This window comes from Roseomonas sp. OT10 (genome assembly GCF_020991085.1).
Classification (GTDB): Bacteria; Pseudomonadota; Alphaproteobacteria; order Acetobacterales; family Acetobacteraceae; genus Roseomonas; species Roseomonas cutis.
Genome location: NZ_CP087719.1, coordinates 831,877 through 849,949 on the forward strand (window position 1 = coordinate 831,877; position 18,073 = coordinate 849,949).

An 18,073-nucleotide genomic window follows, 5' to 3' on the forward strand; every position below is an offset into this window, starting at 1 on the left:
GCCCTCCTCCCGCCGTGGGCGCCGGCCCGCGGCGGGGCGCCGTCCTCAGTCGAGATCCGTGACCGTCACGTAGCGGCCCGGCGCCGGCTCCAGCGGCGGCAGGGCAGGGCTGCCCGGCTCGCGCGCGGCCACCTCCGTGTCGTCCAGCCCCGTCACCCAGCGCTGCCAGTCGGGCCACCAGGAGCCGGCCAGCTCCGTCGCGCCTTCCAGCCACTGCTCCGGTTCCTTCGGCAGCTCGCCGCCGACCCAGTGGCTGTACTTGCCGGCCTCGGGCGGGTTCACGACGCCGGCGATATGGCCGGAGGCGGCGAGGACGAAGCGCGTCGGCCCGCCATAGAGCTGCGTGGCGCGATAGGCGCTCTTCCACGGGGCGATGTGGTCCTCGCGCGTGGCGAGGACGTAGCTCGGCACCCTGATCTTCCGCAGGTCGAGCGCGACGCCGTCCAGCGTCACCCCGCCCGGCTTCACCAGGTCGTTCTGCTGGTACATGCGGCGCAGGTAGAAGCTGTGCATCGCCGCCGGCATGCGGGTGCTGTCGTCGTTCCAGTAGAGCAGGTCGAAGGGGAAGGGCTCCTGCCCCAGCAGGTAGTTCTGCACCACGAAGGACCAGATCAGGTCGTTGGCGCGCAGCATGTTGAAGGTGGCGGCCATCTCGCGGCCTTCCAGGAAGCCGCGCCGCTCCATGCGCTCCTCCAGCGCCTGGAGCTGCTCCTCGTCGATGAAGACGCCGAGCTCGCCCGCCTCCTCGAAATCCACCATGGTGGTGAAGTAGGTCGCCGAGCGGATGCGCGTGTCGCGCTTCGCCGCCATGTGCGCCAGCGTCGCCGCCAGCAGCGTGCCGCCCAGGCAGTAGCCGATGGCGTTCACCTGCCGCTCGCCCGTCGCCTTCTGGATGGCGTCCAGCGCCTCGTAGGGACCCTGGCGCATGTAGTCCTCGAAGCCGCTGGCCGCGAGCGTCTCGTCCGGGTTGACCCAGGAGATGACGAAGACCGTATGCCCCTGCGCCACCGCCCAGCGGATGAAGGAGTTCTTCGGCCGCAGGTCCAGCACGTAGTACTTGTTAATCCAGGGCGGCACGATCAGCAGCGGCCGCTTCAGCACCGTCTCGGTCGTCGGCGCGTACTGGATCAGCTCCATCAGCGCGTTGCGGTACACCACCTGACCGGGCGTCACCGCGAGGTTCCCGCCGACCTCGAACTTGCTGTGGTCGGTCATGCTGATGCGCAGGTTGCCGCGCCCGCGCTCCAGGTCGCCCAGCAGGTTGGACAGCCCCTTCAGCAGGTTCTCGCCGCCCGTCTCGGCGGTGCGCCGCAGCACCTCCGGGTTGGTCAGCAGGAAGTTGCTCGGGCTCATCGCGTCCACGAACTGGCGGGTGTAGAAATCCACCTTCTGAACGATCCGCGGATCGAGCGTCTCCTCCGTCCCGCGCACGACGTTCTGCAGGTAGCGGGCGGAGAGCAGGTAGGATTGCTTGATGAAGTCGAAGACCTCGTTCTCGCGCCAGGCGTCGTCCTTGAAGCGCCTGTCGCCCTTCGGCTCGGCGATCACCGGCTGGACCGGATCGCCCATCATCCGCCGCGCCGTGTTCTGCCACAGCGTCAGGTAGTCCTGCCAGAAGCCGATCTGCGCCTGCATCAGCCGGGCCGGGTTGGTCATCAGCCGCGCGGCCATCTCCATGAAGGCGCCGCCCAGGTTCAGCGGGTCGAGCGGGTTGCTCCCCGCATCCGGCCTTCCGGGCGGCAGGATGTCGCGCTGCCGCTTGAGGAAGTCGGCGACGATGCGCTGCCCACGCTCGGCGACATCGGCCATGGTGCGGCTGACCAGGGCCGGATCGGGCATGGCGAAGGGCTTGTCGGTGGAACCGGAATCCTGGCTCATCGTGCTCGTCGTTCTCGCGCTTCCTCGCCTCCGGCCCCTTCCCGCCGCGTCGCCCGCACGGCCTGCCGAAGGCGCTTCACGGCTCTTCGGTTCTGCGGCAAACCGGCTTGGAGTAGCGGGACGGTTGCGGGATGGACCACAGGCAGGACGAAACTAGGCGGGGCGGCAGGGGGCGGCAAGGATGGTGGGCCGCATGGCCGCTGCCCCCCCTGCTGCCGGCCTGCCGGCCGCTGCCGGGCCTCCTGTTACCGGGCCTCCTGCTGCTGGCCGGCTGCGTCGGCTCCCCCGGCGAGGGGCCGCTGGAATTCTACCGCCAGGTCTCCGGCGAGGCGCTGGACGGCCGCGCCATGCCGCCCGGCCTGGACGATCGCTACCCGAACCTGGCCAACGTGCCGCAGCGCCCGGCCCGCGGGGAGGCCTCGGCCCGCGAGGCGCTGTCCCGCGCCCTGGCCGACTACCGCGCCCAGTCCCGCAGCCCCCTGCCGTCGGACGTTCCGCTGCCCGACCCGCCGGCCACCCCGGGCGCCGCGGAGGTCCCCCGCCAGCCGCCGGCGCCGGCCCGCCTGGCCGCCGCCCCGCCGATCGGCCCCAGCCCGAGCAGCGAGGTGCTGCGCGGCGACACGGCGGACCCCGGTCCGCAGGCCCCGGCCGCCCCGCCGGCCGAGCTGCTGGCCCCGCCGGCCCCCGACCTCTCCGCCCCGCCCCCGCCGCCGGCGCTGCTGCGCAACCCCTAGCCGCCGCCCCGGGGCGGCGCGGGCGGCGGGGTTGCCGCGACGCCGGGCCTCGCCCTGGAGCGGCGGTGGGGCTACACGTGGCCGGATCGATAACCCGGACTGCCATCATGAGCGACGAATTCCACCGCATCCGCCGACTGCCGCCCTATGTCTTCGCCGAGGTGAACGGCGCCAAGGCCAAGGCGCGGGCGGCGGCGGAGGACATCGTGGACCTGGGCATGGGCAATCCGGACAGCCCGACGCCCCCGCACATCGTGGCCAAGCTGGTCGAGGCGGTGCAGGACCCGCGCACCCACCGCTATTCCGCCTCGAAGGGCATCCCCGGGCTGCGCAAGGCGCTCGCCGGCTACTATGCCCGCCGCTTCGGGGTGAAGCTCGACCCGGAGACGGAGGTGGTCGCGACCCTGGGGTCGAAGGAGGGGCTGGCGAACCTGGCCCAGGCCATCACCTCGCCGGGCGACACCATCCTGGTGCCCAACCCGTCCTATCCGATCCACCAGTTCGGCTTCATCATCGCCGGCGCGTCGGTGCGGTCCATCCCGCACACCCCGGATGACGAGATGCTGGCGGCGATCGACCGGGCGGTGCGGCATTCCGTGCCCAAGCCCACCGCGCTGATCGTGAACTTCCCGTCCAACCCGACGGCGCTGCTGGCCGATATCGAGTTCTACCGCGAGGTGGTGCGGATGGCGAAGCAGCACGACCTGTTCGTGCTGTCCGACCTCGCCTATGCGGAGCTGTATTTCGGCGACAAGGTGCCGCCCTCCATCCTGGAGGTGCCGGGGGCCAAGGACGTGGCGGTGGAGTTCACCTCCATGTCCAAGACCTACAACATGCCCGGCTGGCGCATGGGCTTCGCCGCCGGCAACCCGAAGCTGATCGCCGCCCTGACGCGGGTGAAGTCCTACCTGGACTACGGCGCCTTCACGCCGATCCAGGTCGCCGCCACCGCCGCGCTGAACGGGCCGCAGGACTGCGTGGCGGAGATGCGGACCCTGTACCGGGAGCGCCGCGACATCCTGGTGAAGGGGCTGAAGCAGGCCGGCTGGGACGTGCCCTCGCCCGAGGGCTCCATGTTCGTCTGGGCGCCGATCCCGGAGCGCTTCCGCCACCTGGGCTCGGTCGAGTTCTCCAAGCTGCTGCTGGCCAAGGCCAAGGTCGCCGTGGCACCCGGAATCGGCTTCGGCGAGTATGGCGACGGCCATGTCCGCATCGCGACCGTGGAGAACGCCCACCGCATCCGCCAGGCGTTGCGCGGCATCCGCACCTTCCTCGCCGCCGACAATGGCGGGCCTTCCGCCGAGGCCCCCACGGATCTGGCCCCCACGGAGCTCGCACGGGCGTGAGCCGTCCCCTCGCCATCGGGCTCGCGGGCCTCGGCACCGTGGGCGCGGGCACGCTCGCCCTGCTGCGTGCCAATGCGGAGCTGATCGCCGCCCGCGCCGGCCGGCCGCTCGCCGTCACCGCCGTCGCCGCGCGCGACCGGGCGCGCGACCGCGGCCTCTCGCTGGAAGGGCTGCGCTGGTACGAGGACCCGGCCGCCCTCGCCCACGACCCGGACGTGGAGGTGGTGGTCGAGGCGATCGGCGGCGCCGAGGGCCCGGCCCGCGCCACGGTCGAGGCGGCGCTGGCCGCCGGCAAGCCCGTGGTCACCGCGAACAAGGCGCTGCTCGCCGTCCATGGCGCGGAGCTGGCCCGCGCCGCCGAAGCCAGGGGCGTGCCGCTGGCCTTCGAGGCGGCGGTCGCGGGCGGCATCCCCGCCATCAAGGCGCTGCGCGAGGGGCTGGCGGCCAACCGCCTCTCCCGCGTCACCGGCATCCTCAACGGCACCTGCAACTACATCCTGACCGTGATGCGCGAGCAGGGGCGCGAGTTCGCCGAGGTGCTGGGGGAGGCGCAGAAGCTCGGCTACGCCGAGGCCGACCCCTCCTTCGACGTGGACGGCATCGACGCCGCGCACAAGCTGGCCATCCTGGCGGCGCTGGCCTTCGGCCGGCCGGTGGATTTCTCGGCCGTGCATGTCGAGGGCATCCGGCGCATCTCGGCGCTCGACATCCGGCTCGCCGACGAGCTGGGCTTCCGCATCAAGCTGCTGGGCCTCGCCCGCAGCACCGCGGCGGGGATCGAGACCCGCGTCCATCCCTGCATGGTGCCGGTCGCGCATCCGCTGGCGCGGGTGGACGGGGTGTTCAACGCCGTGGTGGCGGAGGGCGACTTCGTCGGCCGCGTGGTGCTGGAGGGCCGCGGCGCCGGGGCGGGACCCACCGCCAGCGCGGTGGTGGCCGACCTGATCGACATCGCCCGCGAGCGCCACACCCCCGTCTGGGGCGCGGGGCTGGAGGCGCTGAGCCCCGACCCCTCCGTCCCGATGGCGGAGCGCGCCGGGGCCTACTACCTGCGGCTGATGGTGGTGGACCGCCCCGGCGTGATCGCGGACGTGACGGGCGCGCTGCGCGATGCCGGCATCAGCCTGGAATCCATGATCCAGCGCGGCCGCGCCCCGGGCGAGGCGGTGCCGGTGGTGCTGACCACGCATGACGCGACGGAGCGGGCGATGCGCGCCGCCCTGTCGCGGATCGAGGCGCTGGAGACGGTGCTGGAGCCGCCGGCGCTGATCCGAATCGAGACCTTCTGAGGCACGGGAGCCGGGACCATGTCGGACATCACGCGCGACGCCACCCATTCCGACCGCAACCTCGCCCTGGAGCTGGTGCGGGTGACCGAGGCGGCGGCGCTCGCCGCCTCCGCCTGGATCGGGCGGGGCGACAAGAACTCGGCCGACGGCGCCGCGGTGGACGCGATGCGCCGCGCCTTCGACGCGGTGGCCATCACCGGCACGGTGGTGATCGGCGAGGGCGAGATGGACGAGGCGCCGATGCTCTACATCGGCGAGAAGGTCGGGGCCGGCGGCATGGCGGTGGACATCGCCGTGGACCCGCTGGAAGGCACCTCGATCACCGCCAAGGGCGGCCCCAACGCGATCGCCGTGCTGGCGGTGGCGGAATCCGGCGGCTTCCTGCACGCGCCCGACATCTACATGGACAAGATCGCGGTGGGCCCCGGCCTGCCGGCGGGGGTGGTGGACCTGGACGCCACCCCGGCCCAGAACCTGCGCGAGCTGGCACGGGCCAAGAAGTGCGACATCAACGACTTGGTCGTCTGCACCCTGGACCGCGACCGCCACAAGGAGATGATCCGCGCCTGCCGCGAGGCGGGCGCGCGCATCATGCTGCTGGGCGATGGCGACGTGGCCGGCGTGGTCGCCTGCTCCCAGCCCGAGGCGGGGGTGGACATCTACATGGGCTCGGGCGGCGCGCCGGAGGGCGTGCTGGCCGCCGCCGCCTTCCGCTGCATCGGCGGCCAGCTCCAGGGCCGGCTGCTCTACGAGGATGACAGCCAGGTCGAGCGCGCCAAGGCCATGGGCATCCTCGACCCGCACAAGAAGTTCTCGACCCACGAGATGGCGCGGGGCGACGTGATCTTCGCCGCGACCGGCGTGACCACCGGCGCCTTCCTGCGCGGCGTGCGCAAGACCGGCCAGGGCGCCGTGACGCATTCCATCGTCATGCGCAGCAAGACGGGCACCGTCCGCTACATCGAGGGCCACCACAACCAGACCCTGAAGCCGGGCCGCTTCTTTGCCTGACGGGGAGCCCGGCAGAGCGGCGGGCGCCGAACCGGTCCTCGGCGTCGCCCAGAGCGTCACGGGCCGCCGCTGGGTCTGGCGCGGCGGCGACGAGCGGCTGGGCCTCGCCATCGCCCAGCGCCTGGCGGTGCCCGAGCTGGTCGGGCGCCTCCTCGCCGGCCGGGGCGTGAGCCCGGAGGCGGCGCCGGACTTCCTCGACCCGACGCTGCGGGCGCTGCTGCCCGACCCCTCCTGCCTCGTGGACATGGACGCGGCCGCCGACCGGCTGGCGCGCGCCGTGCGCGAGGGCGAGCGGGTCGCGGTCTATGGCGACTACGACGTGGACGGCGCCTGTTCCGGCGCGCTGATGGTGCGGGTGCTGCGCGCCCTGGGTTGCGAGGCGGAGCACTACGTCCCCGACCGCATCCGCGAGGGCTACGGCCCCAACCCGGCCGCCATCGCCCGGCTCTGCGAGGACGGCGCGACGCTGATCGTCTGCGTCGATTGCGGCATCGCGGCGCACGAGGCGCTGGAGGCGGCGCGCGGCCACGCCGAGGTGGTCGTGCTGGACCACCACAAGGCGGAGGGCCCGCCGCCCCGGATCGTCGCGGCGGTCAACCCCAACCGGATCGACTGCACCTCCGGCCTGAACCATCTCTGCGCCGCGGCGGTGGGCTTCCTGGCCGCGGTGGCGACCCAGCGGGTGCTGCGCCGCTCCGGCTTCTTCGCCCATCGCGACGAGCCGCGGCTGCTGGAGCTGCTGGACCTCGTGGCGCTGGCCACCGTCTGCGACGTGATGCCGCTGACCGGGCTGAACCGCGCGCTGGTCGCGCAGGGGCTGAAGGTGATGGCCCGGCGCGAGCGCCCCGGCATCGCCGCGCTGCTGGAGGTGGCCGGGGTGAAGGAGGCGCCGACCGCCCATACGCTCGGCTACGTCCTCGGCCCCCGCATCAACGCCTCCGGCCGGATCGGCGAGCCGGACCTCGCCCTGCGGCTGCTGGCCGGGGACGACCCGGTCGAGGCCCGCGCCATGGCGGAGCGGCTGGACGCGGTGAACCGCCGGCGCCAGGAGGTGGAGGCCGACGTCCTGGGTGCCGCCATCGCCGAGGGCGAGCGGCAGGCGGATGCGGGCAGCCCCGTGCTGCTGGTCTCCCGCGAGGGCTGGCATCCCGGCGTGGTCGGCATCGTCGCCGGCCGGCTGAAAGAACGCTTCAACCGCCCGTCCCTGGTGGCCGGCATCGCCGACGGGGTGGCGCGTGGCTCCGGCCGCTCGGTCCCTGGCGTCGACCTGGGGGCCGCCATCATCGCCGCCCGGCAGTCAGGTTTGCTGCTGACCGGCGGCGGGCATGCCATGGCCGCCGGCTTCTCCTTCGCGCCCGACCGGGAGTCGGAGCTGCGCGCCTTCCTGGCCGAGCGGCTGAGCCACGCCAACGCCCTGCCAGCCGCGGCCGACCTGGCGGTGGAGGGCACGCTGTCCGTCCAGGCCGCGACGGCCGAGATGGCGGGGCAGGTGGGACGCCTAGCGCCCTTCGGTCCGGGCAACGAGGAGCCCCTCTTCGCCTTGCGCCGGGCCCGCATCGTGCGCGCCGACCGCGTCGGACGCGAGGGCGGGACGGTGCGCGCCTTCCTGGAAGGGGAGGGGGGCGGACGGCTGAAGGCCATCTGCTTCCGCGCCAAGGACGGGCCGCTGGCGCAGCTCCTCCTGACCTCCGGCGGGGCGCCGGTCCACCTGTGCGGCGCGCTGCGGGCGGAAAGCTGGAACGGCACCGTCACCACCAGCCTGCACGTGCAGGACGCCGCCCGCGCCTGAGGTCCCGGCCCGAGAAAGGGGACCTGATCCGGACGGCGGGATGACCTGGCCTGTGGTGCTGTCGTGTTCCGGCGTGGGACCGGGAGGGGACGCCGTCCCCTCCCAGACCCTCCCCTGCCGGGGCCACAAGCGGGCCCCGGACCCCGCTGGGAGTTGGTTCTGTGCGGTGGGTATCAGTCTGCGGGCTGAACCCTGACGGAGCGCGGACAGGCGGGACTCTGGAAAAACTTCAGAAGGCGTCAGCGAGTGCGGCGGCCGGTCCCGCCGAGGAGCATGGCTCCTCGGCGCTGTGACCCCGTGTCAGGCTGTCCCGCGGCAGCGCCAATCGGGTCCAGGGCCCGCAGGGTCCTGGCGGAGTGGGGGTACGGGGGCGAGGCCGCGCCTTGCCCCCGGGCCACGGGCGCCGGACGCCAACGCATCCCGCCGCACGCATGAGGTCTGCGCCTGGACAAGGGGCGCAACTGTCGGCGCCCCCTCTGCCACCGGGCAGCGAAGGCATGGCCCTCGCCGCCCGCTGGCCTTCAGTACATGTGCTGGCCGCCGTTGATCGACAGCGTGGAGCCGGTGATGAAGTCCGCCTCGTCCGCGGTGAGGAAGGCGACGCCGCGGGCGATGTCCTCCGCCGTGCCGAGCCGGCCGCGCGGGATGCGGGCGATGATCTTCTCCAGCACGTCGGGCGGCACCGCGCGGACCATCTCCGTGTCCACGTAGCCGGGCGCGATGGCGTTCACGGTGATGCCACCCTTGGCGCCTTCCTGCGCCAGCGCCTTGGTGAAGCCGTGGATGCCCGACTTGGCGGCGGCGTAGTTCACCTGACCGTACTGGCCGGCCTGGCCGTTGATCGAGCCGATGTTGACGATGCGGCCGAACTTCTTGGCCGTCATGCCGTCCCAGACCAGCTTGCACAGGTTGAAGCAGGAGCCGAGGTTGGTGTCGATCACCTCGTCCCACATCTTCCGGTCCATGCGCTTCATGGTGCCGTCGCGGGTGATGCCCGCATTGTTCACCAGCACCTCGATCTGGCCGAACTCCTCGGTGATCGCCGCGACCGCCGTCCGGCAGGCCTCGAAGTCGCCCACGTCGAACTTGCGGGTCGGGATGCCGGTGCGCTCGGTGAAGGCGGCGGCGGCCGCCTCGTTGCCGGCATAGGAGGCGATGACCGTCCGCCCCTGCGCCTTCAGCGCCTCGCTGATGGCGGCGCCGATCCCGCGCTGCCCGCCCGTCACCAATGCTACGCGTGCCATGGAGATTCCTCCTTGCTGTGAAGCCCCAAACGTTCCGACGGCCCGGACCGGGCCGCCGGTCACTTCTCGCGCTTGCCGCCGGTCGCTCCGGCGGAGCCACCCATGTTGCCGAACGGCGCGCGCATTATGTTGGCCATCATCTCCTGCGCCTGGGCGGGGTTCCAGGGAGAGAGCGGCATCCATGCCTTGAACAGCGCCTCCGGCGTCGTCGCCGACAACGCCTCCAGCATCTGCTTCTCCATCCGGGCCATGACGGCGTCCTGCATCGGCTTCACGTCGGGCAGGCCGAAGAAGCTTCGCGCCTCCTCCGGCGTGCAGTCCACCTCGATGTTGAACTTCATGGCCCGAACCCTTTCCCGGCTACTTCTCCATCACGTAGTCGCCCGGCGCGTCCATCAAGGGGGGATGGGACGCGCTGCCCATCGGCGGCGGCGGGCCCTTGCGGCCGGAACGCTGCGCCAGCCAGGCGGTCCAGTCCGTCCACCAGCTGCCGTCGTGCCGTTCGGCGGCGCGGCGCCACTCGCCCGCCGTCGCCACCTCCGGCGCCTCCGCCGGCTGGGTCCAGTAGGTGCCCTTGCCGCCGGGCGGGTTGATGATGCCCGCGATGTGGCCGCTGGAGGCGAGGATGAAGCGGACCTCGCCGCCCGCCAGCTTGGTGATGCGCCAGGCCGCGTCCCAGGGGACGATGTGGTCCTTCTCCGCGCCGACGGCGTAGAGGGGGAGGGTGATCTTCCCCAGGTCGATCGCCTCGCCCTTGAGGCGGATCGCGCCCGGCTTGATCAGGTTGTTCTCGCGGTAGGTGTTGCGCAGGTACCAGCTGTGCGCGGCGCGGGCCATGCGCGTGCCGTCGCTGTTCCAGTAGAGCAGGTCGAAGGCCGGCGGCTTCTCGCCCATCAGGTAGTTGTTGACGACGTTGGCCCAGATCAGGTCGTTCGAGCGCAGCAGGTTGAACATGTTGGACATCTCGCGGCTGTCCAGGTAGCCGCGTTCCATCATCTGCTGCTCCATCAGGTCCACCGCCGGCTCCTCCACGAAGACGGCGGTGTCGCCGACCTTCGAGAAGTCCTGCAGCGAGACCATGAAGGTCGCCGAGGCGAAGCGGTCGTCCCCCTTCGCCGCCAGCCAGGACAGCGCCATCGCCAGCATGGTGCCGCCGATGCAGTAGCCCATGATGTTGACCTTGGCGCTGCCGGTGATGTCGCGCACCACGTCGCTGGCTTCCAGCACGCCCAGGTCGATGTAGTCCTCGATGGTGGTGCCGTCCATCGAGGCGTCGGGGTTCTTCCACGACACCATGAACACCGTGAAGCCCTGGTCGTTCAGGTGCTTCACCAGGCTGTTCTTCGGCTGCATGTCGAGGATGTAGAACTTGTTGATCCAGGGCGGCAGCAGCAGCAGCGGCACCTTGTGCACGCTTTCCTGCGTCGGCGCGTACTGGATCAGCTCGATCAGCTTGCTGCGGTGGACGACCTTGCCCGGCGAGAGGGCGAGGTTGCGCCCCGGCGCGAAGGCGGTGGCGTCCACCATGGACAGCCGCCCCTCGCGCAGGTCGTTGGCGAGGTTGCGCGCGCCGTCGGCGAGGCTGGCGCCGCCCGTCTCCATCGCGCGCCTCAGCGCGGCGGGGTTGGAGAGCAGCATCAGCGACGGGCTGGTCGCATCGACGAACTGGCGCAGGTGGAAGTTCAGCCGCTGCCGCTCCGCCTCGTCCATGTCGCCGCTCTCCCCCTGGCGCAGCAGCCAGTCGGAGGCGAGCAGGTAGGCGTCCTTCAGCGTGCGGTAGGCGGGGTTGTTCTGCCATTCCGGCGCGGCGAAGCGCTTGTCGCTGCCCTTGGCCTCCGGCGCCGCGGCCTCGGCGGTGCCGAGCCAGCGGCGGCTCGCCTCGTTCCAGTTCTCCATCGCCGTGCGCCAGAGCGAGGCGTTCAGCTCCGCCGCCGCGGCCATGGCGGTGGCCGGGTTGCCGAGCGAGCGCAGCCAGACGGTCCGCAGCGCGCGGGCGATCTCCGCCCAGTCCACCGGCACCACCTGGCGCAGCGGGTTGGCGTTCCACACCTTGTCCACGGCGCGCAGCACGGGGTCGCGGGCCAGCGCCTCGTTCACCTGCCGCACCCCGCCGGCCAGGAAGGCGCCGGCCATCTCGTCGCCCGCGCCCTGCCACCAGGCGGCGCTCGGGTTGCTCCAGGCGGGCGTGGCCCCGGACATGGCCCGCATCCAGGAGGACCAGAGGCCCAGCATGGCATCGGGGCCCGGCGGGCCGCCCGTCTCGGCGCCCGCCTCGGCGGGCGGCGGCTCCGGCGGGGTCCAGCCCGGCGGGGCGTCGGGTCCCTTCGCCTCGGGCGGGCGCACGTCGCCGTCCGGGGCCTGGAGGGCCTCGGCGGGCGGCGGCTCGGGGATCTCCTCGGCTGCGGGAGACACCTTCCTGCTTCTGGGGCTGCGTGCCATGGCGTTCTTCCCGTTCCTCCCCGTCCGGCTGTTCTGGGGCGCCGGCCCCGGGATCGCCCCGGGGCCGGCGCGTCACCGCCTCAGGCGGCTTCCACGCACATGGCGACACCCATGCCGCCGCCGATGCACAGCGTGGTCAGGCCCTTCTTCGCGCCGCGCCGCTTCATCTCGTAGAGCAGCGTCGTCAGCACGCGCGCGCCCGAGGCGCCGATCGGATGGCCCAGCGCGATGGCGCCGCCGTTCACGTTCACCCTGTCCGGGTCCCAGCCGAGGTCCTTGTTCACCGCGCAGGCCTGCGCCGCGAAGGCCTCGTTCGCCTCGATCAGGTCGAGGTCCTGGATGTTCCAGCCGGCCTTCTTCAGCGCCTTGCGCGACGCCGGGATCGGCCCGGTGCCCATGATGGTCGGATCGACCCCCGCCGTGGCCCAGGAGGCGATGCGCGCCAGCGGCGTGATGCCGCGCTTCGCCGCCTCGGACGCCTTCATCACCACGAAGGCGGCGGCGCCATCGTTGATGCCCGAGGCGTTGCCGGCCGTCACCGTGCCGTCCTTGGAGAAGGCGGGGCGCAGCTTGGCCAGGATCTCGGCGGTCGTCTCCGGCTTCGGGTACTCGTCCTTGTCCACCACCGTGTCGCCCTTGCGGCCCTTCACGGTGACGGCCGTGATCTCCTCGTCGAAGCGGCCCGCCTTCTGCGCCTCGCCTGCCTTGCGCTGGCTGGCGGCGGCGAAGGCGTCCTGCTGCTCGCGGGTGATCTGGAAGGCCTTGGCCACGTTCTCGGCTGTCGTGCCCATGTGGTAGCCGTTGAAGGCGTCCCACAGCCCGTCGCGGATCATCGTGTCGACGAAGGCCAGGTCACCCATCTTCTGCCCGTTGCGCAGGTGCGCGGCGTGCGGCGACTGGCTCATGCTCTCCTGCCCGCCCGCGATCACGATGGACGCGTCGCCGGTCAGGATCTGCTGTGCCGCGAGCGCGACGGAGCGCAGGCCGGACCCGCAGACCTGGTTGATCGCGAAGGCGGTGCGCTCGACGGGGATGCCCGCATTCACCGCCGCCTGGCGGGGCGGGTTCTGCCCGCCCAGCGCGGTCAGGACCTGGCCGAGGATCACCTCGTCCACCTCCTCCGCGCTCACCCCCGCACGCTCCAGCGCGGCCTTGATCGCGATGGTGCCCAGCGCCGAGGCCGGCAGCCCGGCCAGGGCCCCGTTGAACGCGCCCACCGGCGTCCGCGCCGCCGAGGCAATGACGATGTCGTCCATCTCTCGCTTCCTTCCTTGTCGGGAAACCGTCAGTGCAGCTTCACATGCGGCTCGGTCCGCCGCGTGATCAGCCGCGCCAGGGTCGTCAGCGCCACCTTGGGCCAGCCGTGCAGCGCGCGTTCGTGCATCTTGTAGAGCGACTGGTACATGATGCGGGCGACGAAGCCCTCGATCATCATGCTCTTGCCGGAGAGGAAGCCCATCAGGTTCCCCACCGTCCGCTCCTCGCCCAGCGAGACCAGCGAGCCGAAGTCGCGATAGGTGTAGGGCTCCGGCGCCTCCCCGCGCAGCCGGCGGCGGAGCTGGCGGAACAGGTGCTCCGCCTGCTGGTGCGCCGCCTGGGCGCGGGGCGGGACGGGGCGGTCGTGCCCGGGCCGGGGCGCCGCGGCGCAGTCGCCGAAGGCGAAGACGTCCGCATCGCGCGTGGTCTGCAAGGTCGGCCCGACGACGAGCTGGTTGGTCTTCGTCACCTCCAGCCCGTCGAGCTCGGCCAGCACCGCCGGCCCCTTCACCCCCGCCGCCCAGACCACCAGCTCGGAGGGGATGAAGCCGCCATCGGCGAGTTGCACGCCATCGGCGCGGACCTCGCTGACCTTGGCGTTCACCCGGATCTCGACGCCGAGCCGCGTCAGCACGCCGGTCGCGGCGGCGGAGATTCGCGGCGGCAGGCCGGGCAGGATACGCTCCGCCGCCTCGATCAGGGTGATCTGGATATCGCGCTCCGGGTCCACCCGGTCCAGGCCATAGGCGATGACGGTGCGCGTCGTGCGGTGCAGCTCGGCCGCCAGCTCCGACCCCGTGGCGCCGGCGCCGATGATGGCCACGTGGAGCTGCTCCGGCCGCACCGGCCCGTGCTGGGTATGGGCGCGCAGGCAGGCGTTCACTAGGCGCCGGTTGAAGCGCTCCGCCTGGGCCAGGGTGTCGAGGGCGATGGCGTGCTCCGCCACGCCGGGGGTGCCGAAATCGTTCACCACGCTGCCGACGGCGATCACCAGCGTGTCGTAGGGAATGGTGCGGCGGGGCGTGATCTCCCGCCCCTCCTCGTCCAGCGTGGGAGCCAGCAACACCTGCTTCGCGGCGCGGTCGAGGCCGATCATCTCGCCGTAGCGGAAGCGGAAATGGTGCCAGTGCGCCTGGGCGAGATAGTCCAGCTCGTGCTCGTCCACGTTCATGCTGCCGGCCGCGACCTCGTGCAGCAGCGGCTTCCACAGGTGGCGGCGGCCGCGGTCGACCAGGGAGATCTCCGCCTCGCCGCGCCGGCCGAGCGTGTCGCCCAGCCGCGTCGCCAGCTCCAGCCCGCCGGCGCCGCCGCCCACGATGACGATGCGGTGCAGGCCGGGATCGGGCCGGGTCTCGGGCGCGCGGGGGGTGGCGGCCACGGCCGCGGCGCCGCCCTGCTCCCGGTCCGACATGCCCGCCCTGTCCGCCATCGCCAGCCCGTGCGACGCTAGTGGGACTGGCGGCTGGCGAGGGTGGTCTCGCCCGCCGCGTCATGCGCGATCGCCACGTCCTCCGGCGCGTCGGCCTCGGCCTCGGTCTCGCCGTTCAGCACCCGGTTCAGCCGGGCCATGTCCAGCGCCCCCTCCCACTTCGCGACCACGATGGTGGCGACGCCGTTGCCGACCAGGTTGGTCAGCGCCCGTGCCTCGGACATGAAGCGGTCCACGCCCAGGATCAGCGCGATGCTGGCCACGGGCACTGTGCCCAGCGAGGCGAGGGTGGCCGCCAGCACGATGAAGCCGGAGCCGGTAACGCCCGCCGCGCCCTTCGAGGTGAGCAGCAGGATGCCGATCAGCGCCAGCTCCTGCCCCAGGGAGAGCGGGGTGTTGGTCGCCTGGGCCAGGAAGACGGCGGCCATGGTCAGGTAGATACAGGTGCCGTCGAGGTTGAAGGAGTAGCCGGTGGGGATCACCAGCCCGACCACGGACTTGTCCGCGCCCGCGTTCTCCATCTTGGCCAGCATGCGCGGCAGGACGGATTCCGAGGAGGAGGTGCCGAGCACGATCAGCAGCTCCTCCTTGATGTAGCGGATGAACTTGAGGATCGAGAAGCCCGACAGCCAGGCCACGATGCCCAGCACGCCCAGCACGAAGATCAGGCAGGTCACGTAGAAGGCGGCCATCAGCGAGGCGAGCGAGACCAGCGTGCCCACGCCGTAGCGCCCGATGGTGAAGGCCATCGCCCCGAAGGCGCCCAGCGGCGCCAGCTTCATCACGTAGCCGACGATCTTGAAGAAGACGTTCGCCGTCAGGTCGATCAGGTGCAGCACCGGCTGGCCGCGCGGGCCGAGCGCCTGGAGCGCGAAGGCGAAGAGGACGGCGAAGAGCAGGACCTGGAGGATCTCGCCCTCGGCGAAGGCGCCGACGACGGTGTTGGGGATGATGTGCAGCAGGAAGTCGACGGTCGTCTGGTGCGCCGCCTGGGAGGTGTAGGTGGCGATGGCGCGCGTATCCAGCGCCGCCGGATCGACGTTCATCCCCGCGCCCGGCCGCCACAGGTTCACCACCACCAGCCCGATGATCAGCGCGGCGGTGGTCATCACCTCGAAGTAGATCAGCGCCTTCAGCCCGACGCGCCCGACCCGCTTCATGTCGTCCATGCTGGCGATGCCATGGACCACGGTGAAGAAGATGATCGGCGCGATCAGCATCTTGATCAGCTTGATGAACCCGTCGCCCAACGGCTTCATCGAGGCGCCGATCTCCGGCCAGAAATGCCCCAGCAGCACGCCGAGGGTGATGGCGACCAGCACCTGGGCATAGAGGTTCGAATACCAGCGGTGCGGCTTGCGGGGCGGCGGGGCCGGAATCGGCGCGGCGTGGGCCGGCATGTCCATGACGGCGGTTCTCCTAGGCCGGGCCTCGGGCCTCGGCCCGGGGATGGCGCGTCGCGGAAAGGTAGTGCCTGGAGGCCCGGTCCGCCATGGCCGCCCGCATGGCGGCTCTTCCGGGAGCCGGCGGCCGGACGGCCCCCACCCGCGCAGCCCCGGTCGGGGCGGGGCGCGGTTGTCGTCCGGCCGGGGTGGTCATGCCGGCCTCAGCCCTTCTTCTTCGGGATGTAGAGGTCGGTGATCGTGCCCTCGAACACCTCCGCCGCCATGCCGATCGTCTCGGACAGGGTGGGGTGGGGGTGGATCGTCAGGCCGATATCCTCGGCATCCGCGCCCATCTCGATGGCGAGCGCGGCCTCCGCGATCAGGTCGCCCGCGCTGGGCCCCACGATGCCGCAGCCGACCAGGCGGTGCGTCGCCTCGTCGAACAGCACCTTGGTGATGCCCTCGTCGCGGCCAAGCGAGAGCGAGCGCCCGCTGGCGGCCCAGGGGAAGACCCCCTTGCCGAGCTTGATGCCCTTCGCCTTCGCCTCGTTCTCCGTCATGCCGACCCAGGCCACCTCGGGGTCGGTATAGGCGACGGAGGGGATGACCTTGGCGTCGAAGAAGCTGGCCTTGCCCGAGGCCGCCTCCGCCGCCACGCGCCCCTCATGCACCGCCTTGTGGGCGAGCATGGGCTGGCCGACCACGTCGCCGATGGCGAAGATGTTCGACACGTTGGTGCGCTGCTGCCGGTCCACCGGGATGAAGCCGCGCTCGTCCACTGCGACGCCCGCATTCTCGGCGCCGATCAGCTTGCCGTTGGGGCGGCGGCCGACGGCGACCAGGACCCGGTCGAAGGTCTCGCTGCTCTGGCCCTTCGGCCCCTCGAAGGTCGCGACCAGCCCCTCGGCCGTCGCCTCGACCTTCAGCACCTTGGTCTTGAGTAGGATGGCGGCGTAGCGCTTCTCGATCCGCTTCATCAGCGGCGTGACGATGTCCTTGTCGGCGCCGGGAATGATCTGGTCCATCAGCTCGACCACCGTCACGGCGGAGCCGAGGCTGTGGTAGACCGTCGCCATCTCCAGCCCGATGATGCCGCCGCCGATGACGAGCAGCTTCTTCGGCACGTCCGCCAGTGCCAGTGCGCCCGTGCTGTCGATCACCCGCGGATCGCCATGCGGCACGAAGGGCAGCGTCACCGGCTCCGACCCCGCGGCGATGATCGCCTGGTCGAAGGTGATGGTCTTGCGCCCGGCCTCGCCCTCCACCGTCACCTCGTTGGCGGCGGTGAAGCGGCCCAGCCCCTGGACCACCGTGACCTTGCGCTGCTTGGCCAGGCCCGAGAGCCCGCCGGTCAGGCGTTTGACCACGCCGTCCTTCCAGCCGCGCAGCGCGTCGATGTCCACCGAGGGCTTGGCGAAGGTGATGCCGGCATGGCCGACCTCCTCCGCCTCGTCCAGCACCTTGGCCGCGTGCAGCAACGCCTTGGACGGGATGCAGCCCACGTTCAGGCAGACGCCGCCCAGGCTCGGCCAGCGTTCCACCAGCACCACCTGCTTGCCGAGGTCCGCGGCGCGGAAGGCGGCGGTGTAGCCGCCGGGGCCGGCGCCCAGCACCAGCACCTCGGCATGCAGGTCGCCCTTGCCGGCGGCGGGCTTCGCCGCCGGGGCGGCGATGGCTGGGGCGGCCTGGGGCGCGGGGGCGGCCGGGGCAGGGGCGGCGGCACCGGCCGCGCCCTGCAACGTCAGGATCAGCGTGCCCTGGCTGACGCGCTCTCCGACGGCGACCTTCAGCGCCTTCACCACGCCCCCGGCCGGGGCGGGGATGTCCATGGTCGCCTTGTCGGATTCCAGCGTCAGCAGCGGGTCGTCCGCCTGGATCGTGGCGCCGGCGGCGACATGCACCTCGATCACCGGCACGTTCTTGAAGTCGCCGATATCGGGAACGCGGACTTCGATCTCCGCCGCGCCTGCGGGGGCCGCGGAGGGGGCCGCTGCCTGCGCCACCGCGGGCAGGGCCGCCGCGGCGCCCCCCTCCGCCCCGTCGAGCAGCAGGATCGGCGTGCCCTGGCTGATCCGGTCGCCCGGCTTGACCAGCAGCTTCGCCACCGTCCCCGCCTGCGGCGCCGGGATGTCCATGGTGGCCTTGTCGGATTCGAGCGTCAGCAGCGGATCGTCCACCGCCACCGTCGCACCCTCGGCCACGTGCACCTCGATGACGGGCACGTCCTTGAAGTCCCCGATATCGGGGACCTTGATCTCCACGCTCATGCGCG

The 18,073-nt window shown here is 72.1% G+C and carries 13 protein-coding genes; 5 read left to right on the forward strand and 8 right to left on the reverse strand.

The annotated features are described in order from the left end of the window. Positions 1-45: 45 nt before the first annotated feature. Complete coding sequence (locus LPC08_RS03820) at positions 46-1,878, reverse strand: PHA/PHB synthase family protein (RefSeq protein WP_230451420.1); 1,833 nt, start codon at positions 1,876-1,878, stop codon at positions 46-48. A gap of 131 nt (positions 1,879-2,009) precedes the next feature. On the opposite strand from LPC08_RS03820, the gene LPC08_RS03825 reads away from it, so the two are divergent. The 5 genes from LPC08_RS03825 (at position 2,010) to recJ (ending at position 8,047) form a co-directional block, all read left to right on the forward strand. Further along, positions 2,010-2,612 (forward strand): hypothetical protein, encoded by a 603-nt coding sequence (locus LPC08_RS03825; RefSeq protein WP_230451421.1) that lies wholly within the window; start codon positions 2,010-2,012, stop codon positions 2,610-2,612. 107 nt (positions 2,613-2,719) lie between these two features. Next, positions 2,720-3,958 carry an LL-diaminopimelate aminotransferase gene (locus LPC08_RS03830; RefSeq protein WP_230451422.1) on the forward strand — a complete coding sequence of 413 codons (1,239 nt, stop codon included), beginning with the start codon at positions 2,720-2,722 and terminating at the stop codon, positions 3,956-3,958. Then, the gene (locus LPC08_RS03835; protein WP_230451423.1) at positions 3,955-5,247 is read left to right on the forward strand and encodes a homoserine dehydrogenase; all 1,293 of its coding nucleotides are present in this window, start codon (positions 3,955-3,957) and stop codon (positions 5,245-5,247) included. Before LPC08_RS03830 ends, LPC08_RS03835 begins: the two co-directional genes overlap by 4 nt. Before the next feature lie 18 nt (positions 5,248-5,265). Continuing rightward, the gene (glpX, locus tag LPC08_RS03840; protein WP_230451424.1) at positions 5,266-6,258 is read left to right on the forward strand and encodes a class II fructose-bisphosphatase; all 993 of its coding nucleotides are present in this window, start codon (positions 5,266-5,268) and stop codon (positions 6,256-6,258) included. After that, positions 6,251-8,047 (forward strand): single-stranded-DNA-specific exonuclease RecJ, encoded by a 1,797-nt coding sequence (gene recJ, locus LPC08_RS03845; protein WP_230451425.1) that lies wholly within the window; start codon positions 6,251-6,253, stop codon positions 8,045-8,047. The genes glpX and recJ overlap by 8 nt, the downstream gene beginning before the upstream one ends. A gap of 521 nt (positions 8,048-8,568) precedes the next feature. Here recJ and phbB read toward each other — a convergent pair. From phbB to lpdA, 7 genes are all read right to left on the reverse strand, one after another. Then, the gene (gene phbB / locus LPC08_RS03850; protein WP_230451426.1) at positions 8,569-9,291 is read right to left on the reverse strand and encodes an acetoacetyl-CoA reductase; all 723 of its coding nucleotides are present in this window, start codon (positions 9,289-9,291) and stop codon (positions 8,569-8,571) included. 59 nt (positions 9,292-9,350) lie between these two features. Beyond that, on the reverse strand, positions 9,351-9,632 hold the full coding sequence (locus LPC08_RS03855; RefSeq protein WP_230451427.1) for a DUF6489 family protein: 282 nt from the start codon (positions 9,630-9,632) through the stop codon (positions 9,351-9,353). A 19-nt stretch (positions 9,633-9,651) separates the two neighbouring features. Then, positions 9,652-11,703: a PHA/PHB synthase family protein gene (locus tag LPC08_RS03860; protein WP_230451428.1), complete on the reverse strand. Its 2,052-nt coding sequence runs from the start codon at positions 11,701-11,703 to the stop codon at positions 9,652-9,654. 107 nt (positions 11,704-11,810) lie between these two features. Then, the gene (locus tag LPC08_RS03865) at positions 11,811-12,986 is read right to left on the reverse strand and encodes an acetyl-CoA C-acetyltransferase (protein ID WP_230451429.1); all 1,176 of its coding nucleotides are present in this window, start codon (positions 12,984-12,986) and stop codon (positions 11,811-11,813) included. A gap of 29 nt (positions 12,987-13,015) precedes the next feature. Beyond that, entirely contained in the window at positions 13,016-14,398 is a 1,383-nt protein-coding gene (locus LPC08_RS03870) for an NAD(P)/FAD-dependent oxidoreductase (protein ID WP_230451430.1), read from the reverse strand. 35 nt (positions 14,399-14,433) lie between these two features. Next, positions 14,434-15,822, reverse strand: coding sequence for a dicarboxylate/amino acid:cation symporter (locus LPC08_RS03875; protein WP_441295827.1), 1,389 nt, complete (start codon positions 15,820-15,822; stop codon positions 14,434-14,436). A gap of 200 nt (positions 15,823-16,022) precedes the next feature. Beyond that, complete coding sequence (gene lpdA / locus LPC08_RS03880; protein ID WP_370643290.1) at positions 16,023-18,068, reverse strand: dihydrolipoyl dehydrogenase; 2,046 nt, start codon at positions 18,066-18,068, stop codon at positions 16,023-16,025. Positions 18,069-18,073: the final 5 nt, after the last annotated feature.

Bases quoted from the DNA above. Each gene is read 5' to 3' on its own strand.
- LPC08_RS03820 (WP_230451420.1), bottom strand. From the start codon at position 1,878: ATGAGCCAGGATTCCGGTTCCACCGACAAGCCCTTCGCCATGCCCGAT.
- LPC08_RS03825 (WP_230451421.1), top strand. From the start codon at position 2,010: ATGGACCACAGGCAGGACGAAACTAGGCGGGGCGGCAGGGGGCGGCAA.
- LPC08_RS03830 (WP_230451422.1), top strand. From the start codon at position 2,720: ATGAGCGACGAATTCCACCGCATCCGCCGACTGCCGCCCTATGTCTTC.
- glpX (WP_230451424.1), top strand. From the start codon at position 5,266: ATGTCGGACATCACGCGCGACGCCACCCATTCCGACCGCAACCTCGCC.
- phbB (WP_230451426.1), bottom strand. From the start codon at position 9,291: ATGGCACGCGTAGCATTGGTGACGGGCGGGCAGCGCGGGATCGGCGCC.
- LPC08_RS03855 (WP_230451427.1), bottom strand. From the start codon at position 9,632: ATGAAGTTCAACATCGAGGTGGACTGCACGCCGGAGGAGGCGCGAAGC.
- LPC08_RS03865 (WP_230451429.1), bottom strand. From the start codon at position 12,986: ATGGACGACATCGTCATTGCCTCGGCGGCGCGGACGCCGGTGGGCGCG.
- LPC08_RS03870 (WP_230451430.1), bottom strand. From the start codon at position 14,398: ATGTCGGACCGGGAGCAGGGCGGCGCCGCGGCCGTGGCCGCCACCCCC.
- LPC08_RS03875 (WP_441295827.1), bottom strand. From the start codon at position 15,822: ATGGACATGCCGGCCCACGCCGCGCCGATTCCGGCCCCGCCGCCCCGC.
- lpdA (WP_370643290.1), bottom strand. From the start codon at position 18,068: ATGAGCGTGGAGATCAAGGTCCCCGATATCGGGGACTTCAAGGACGTG.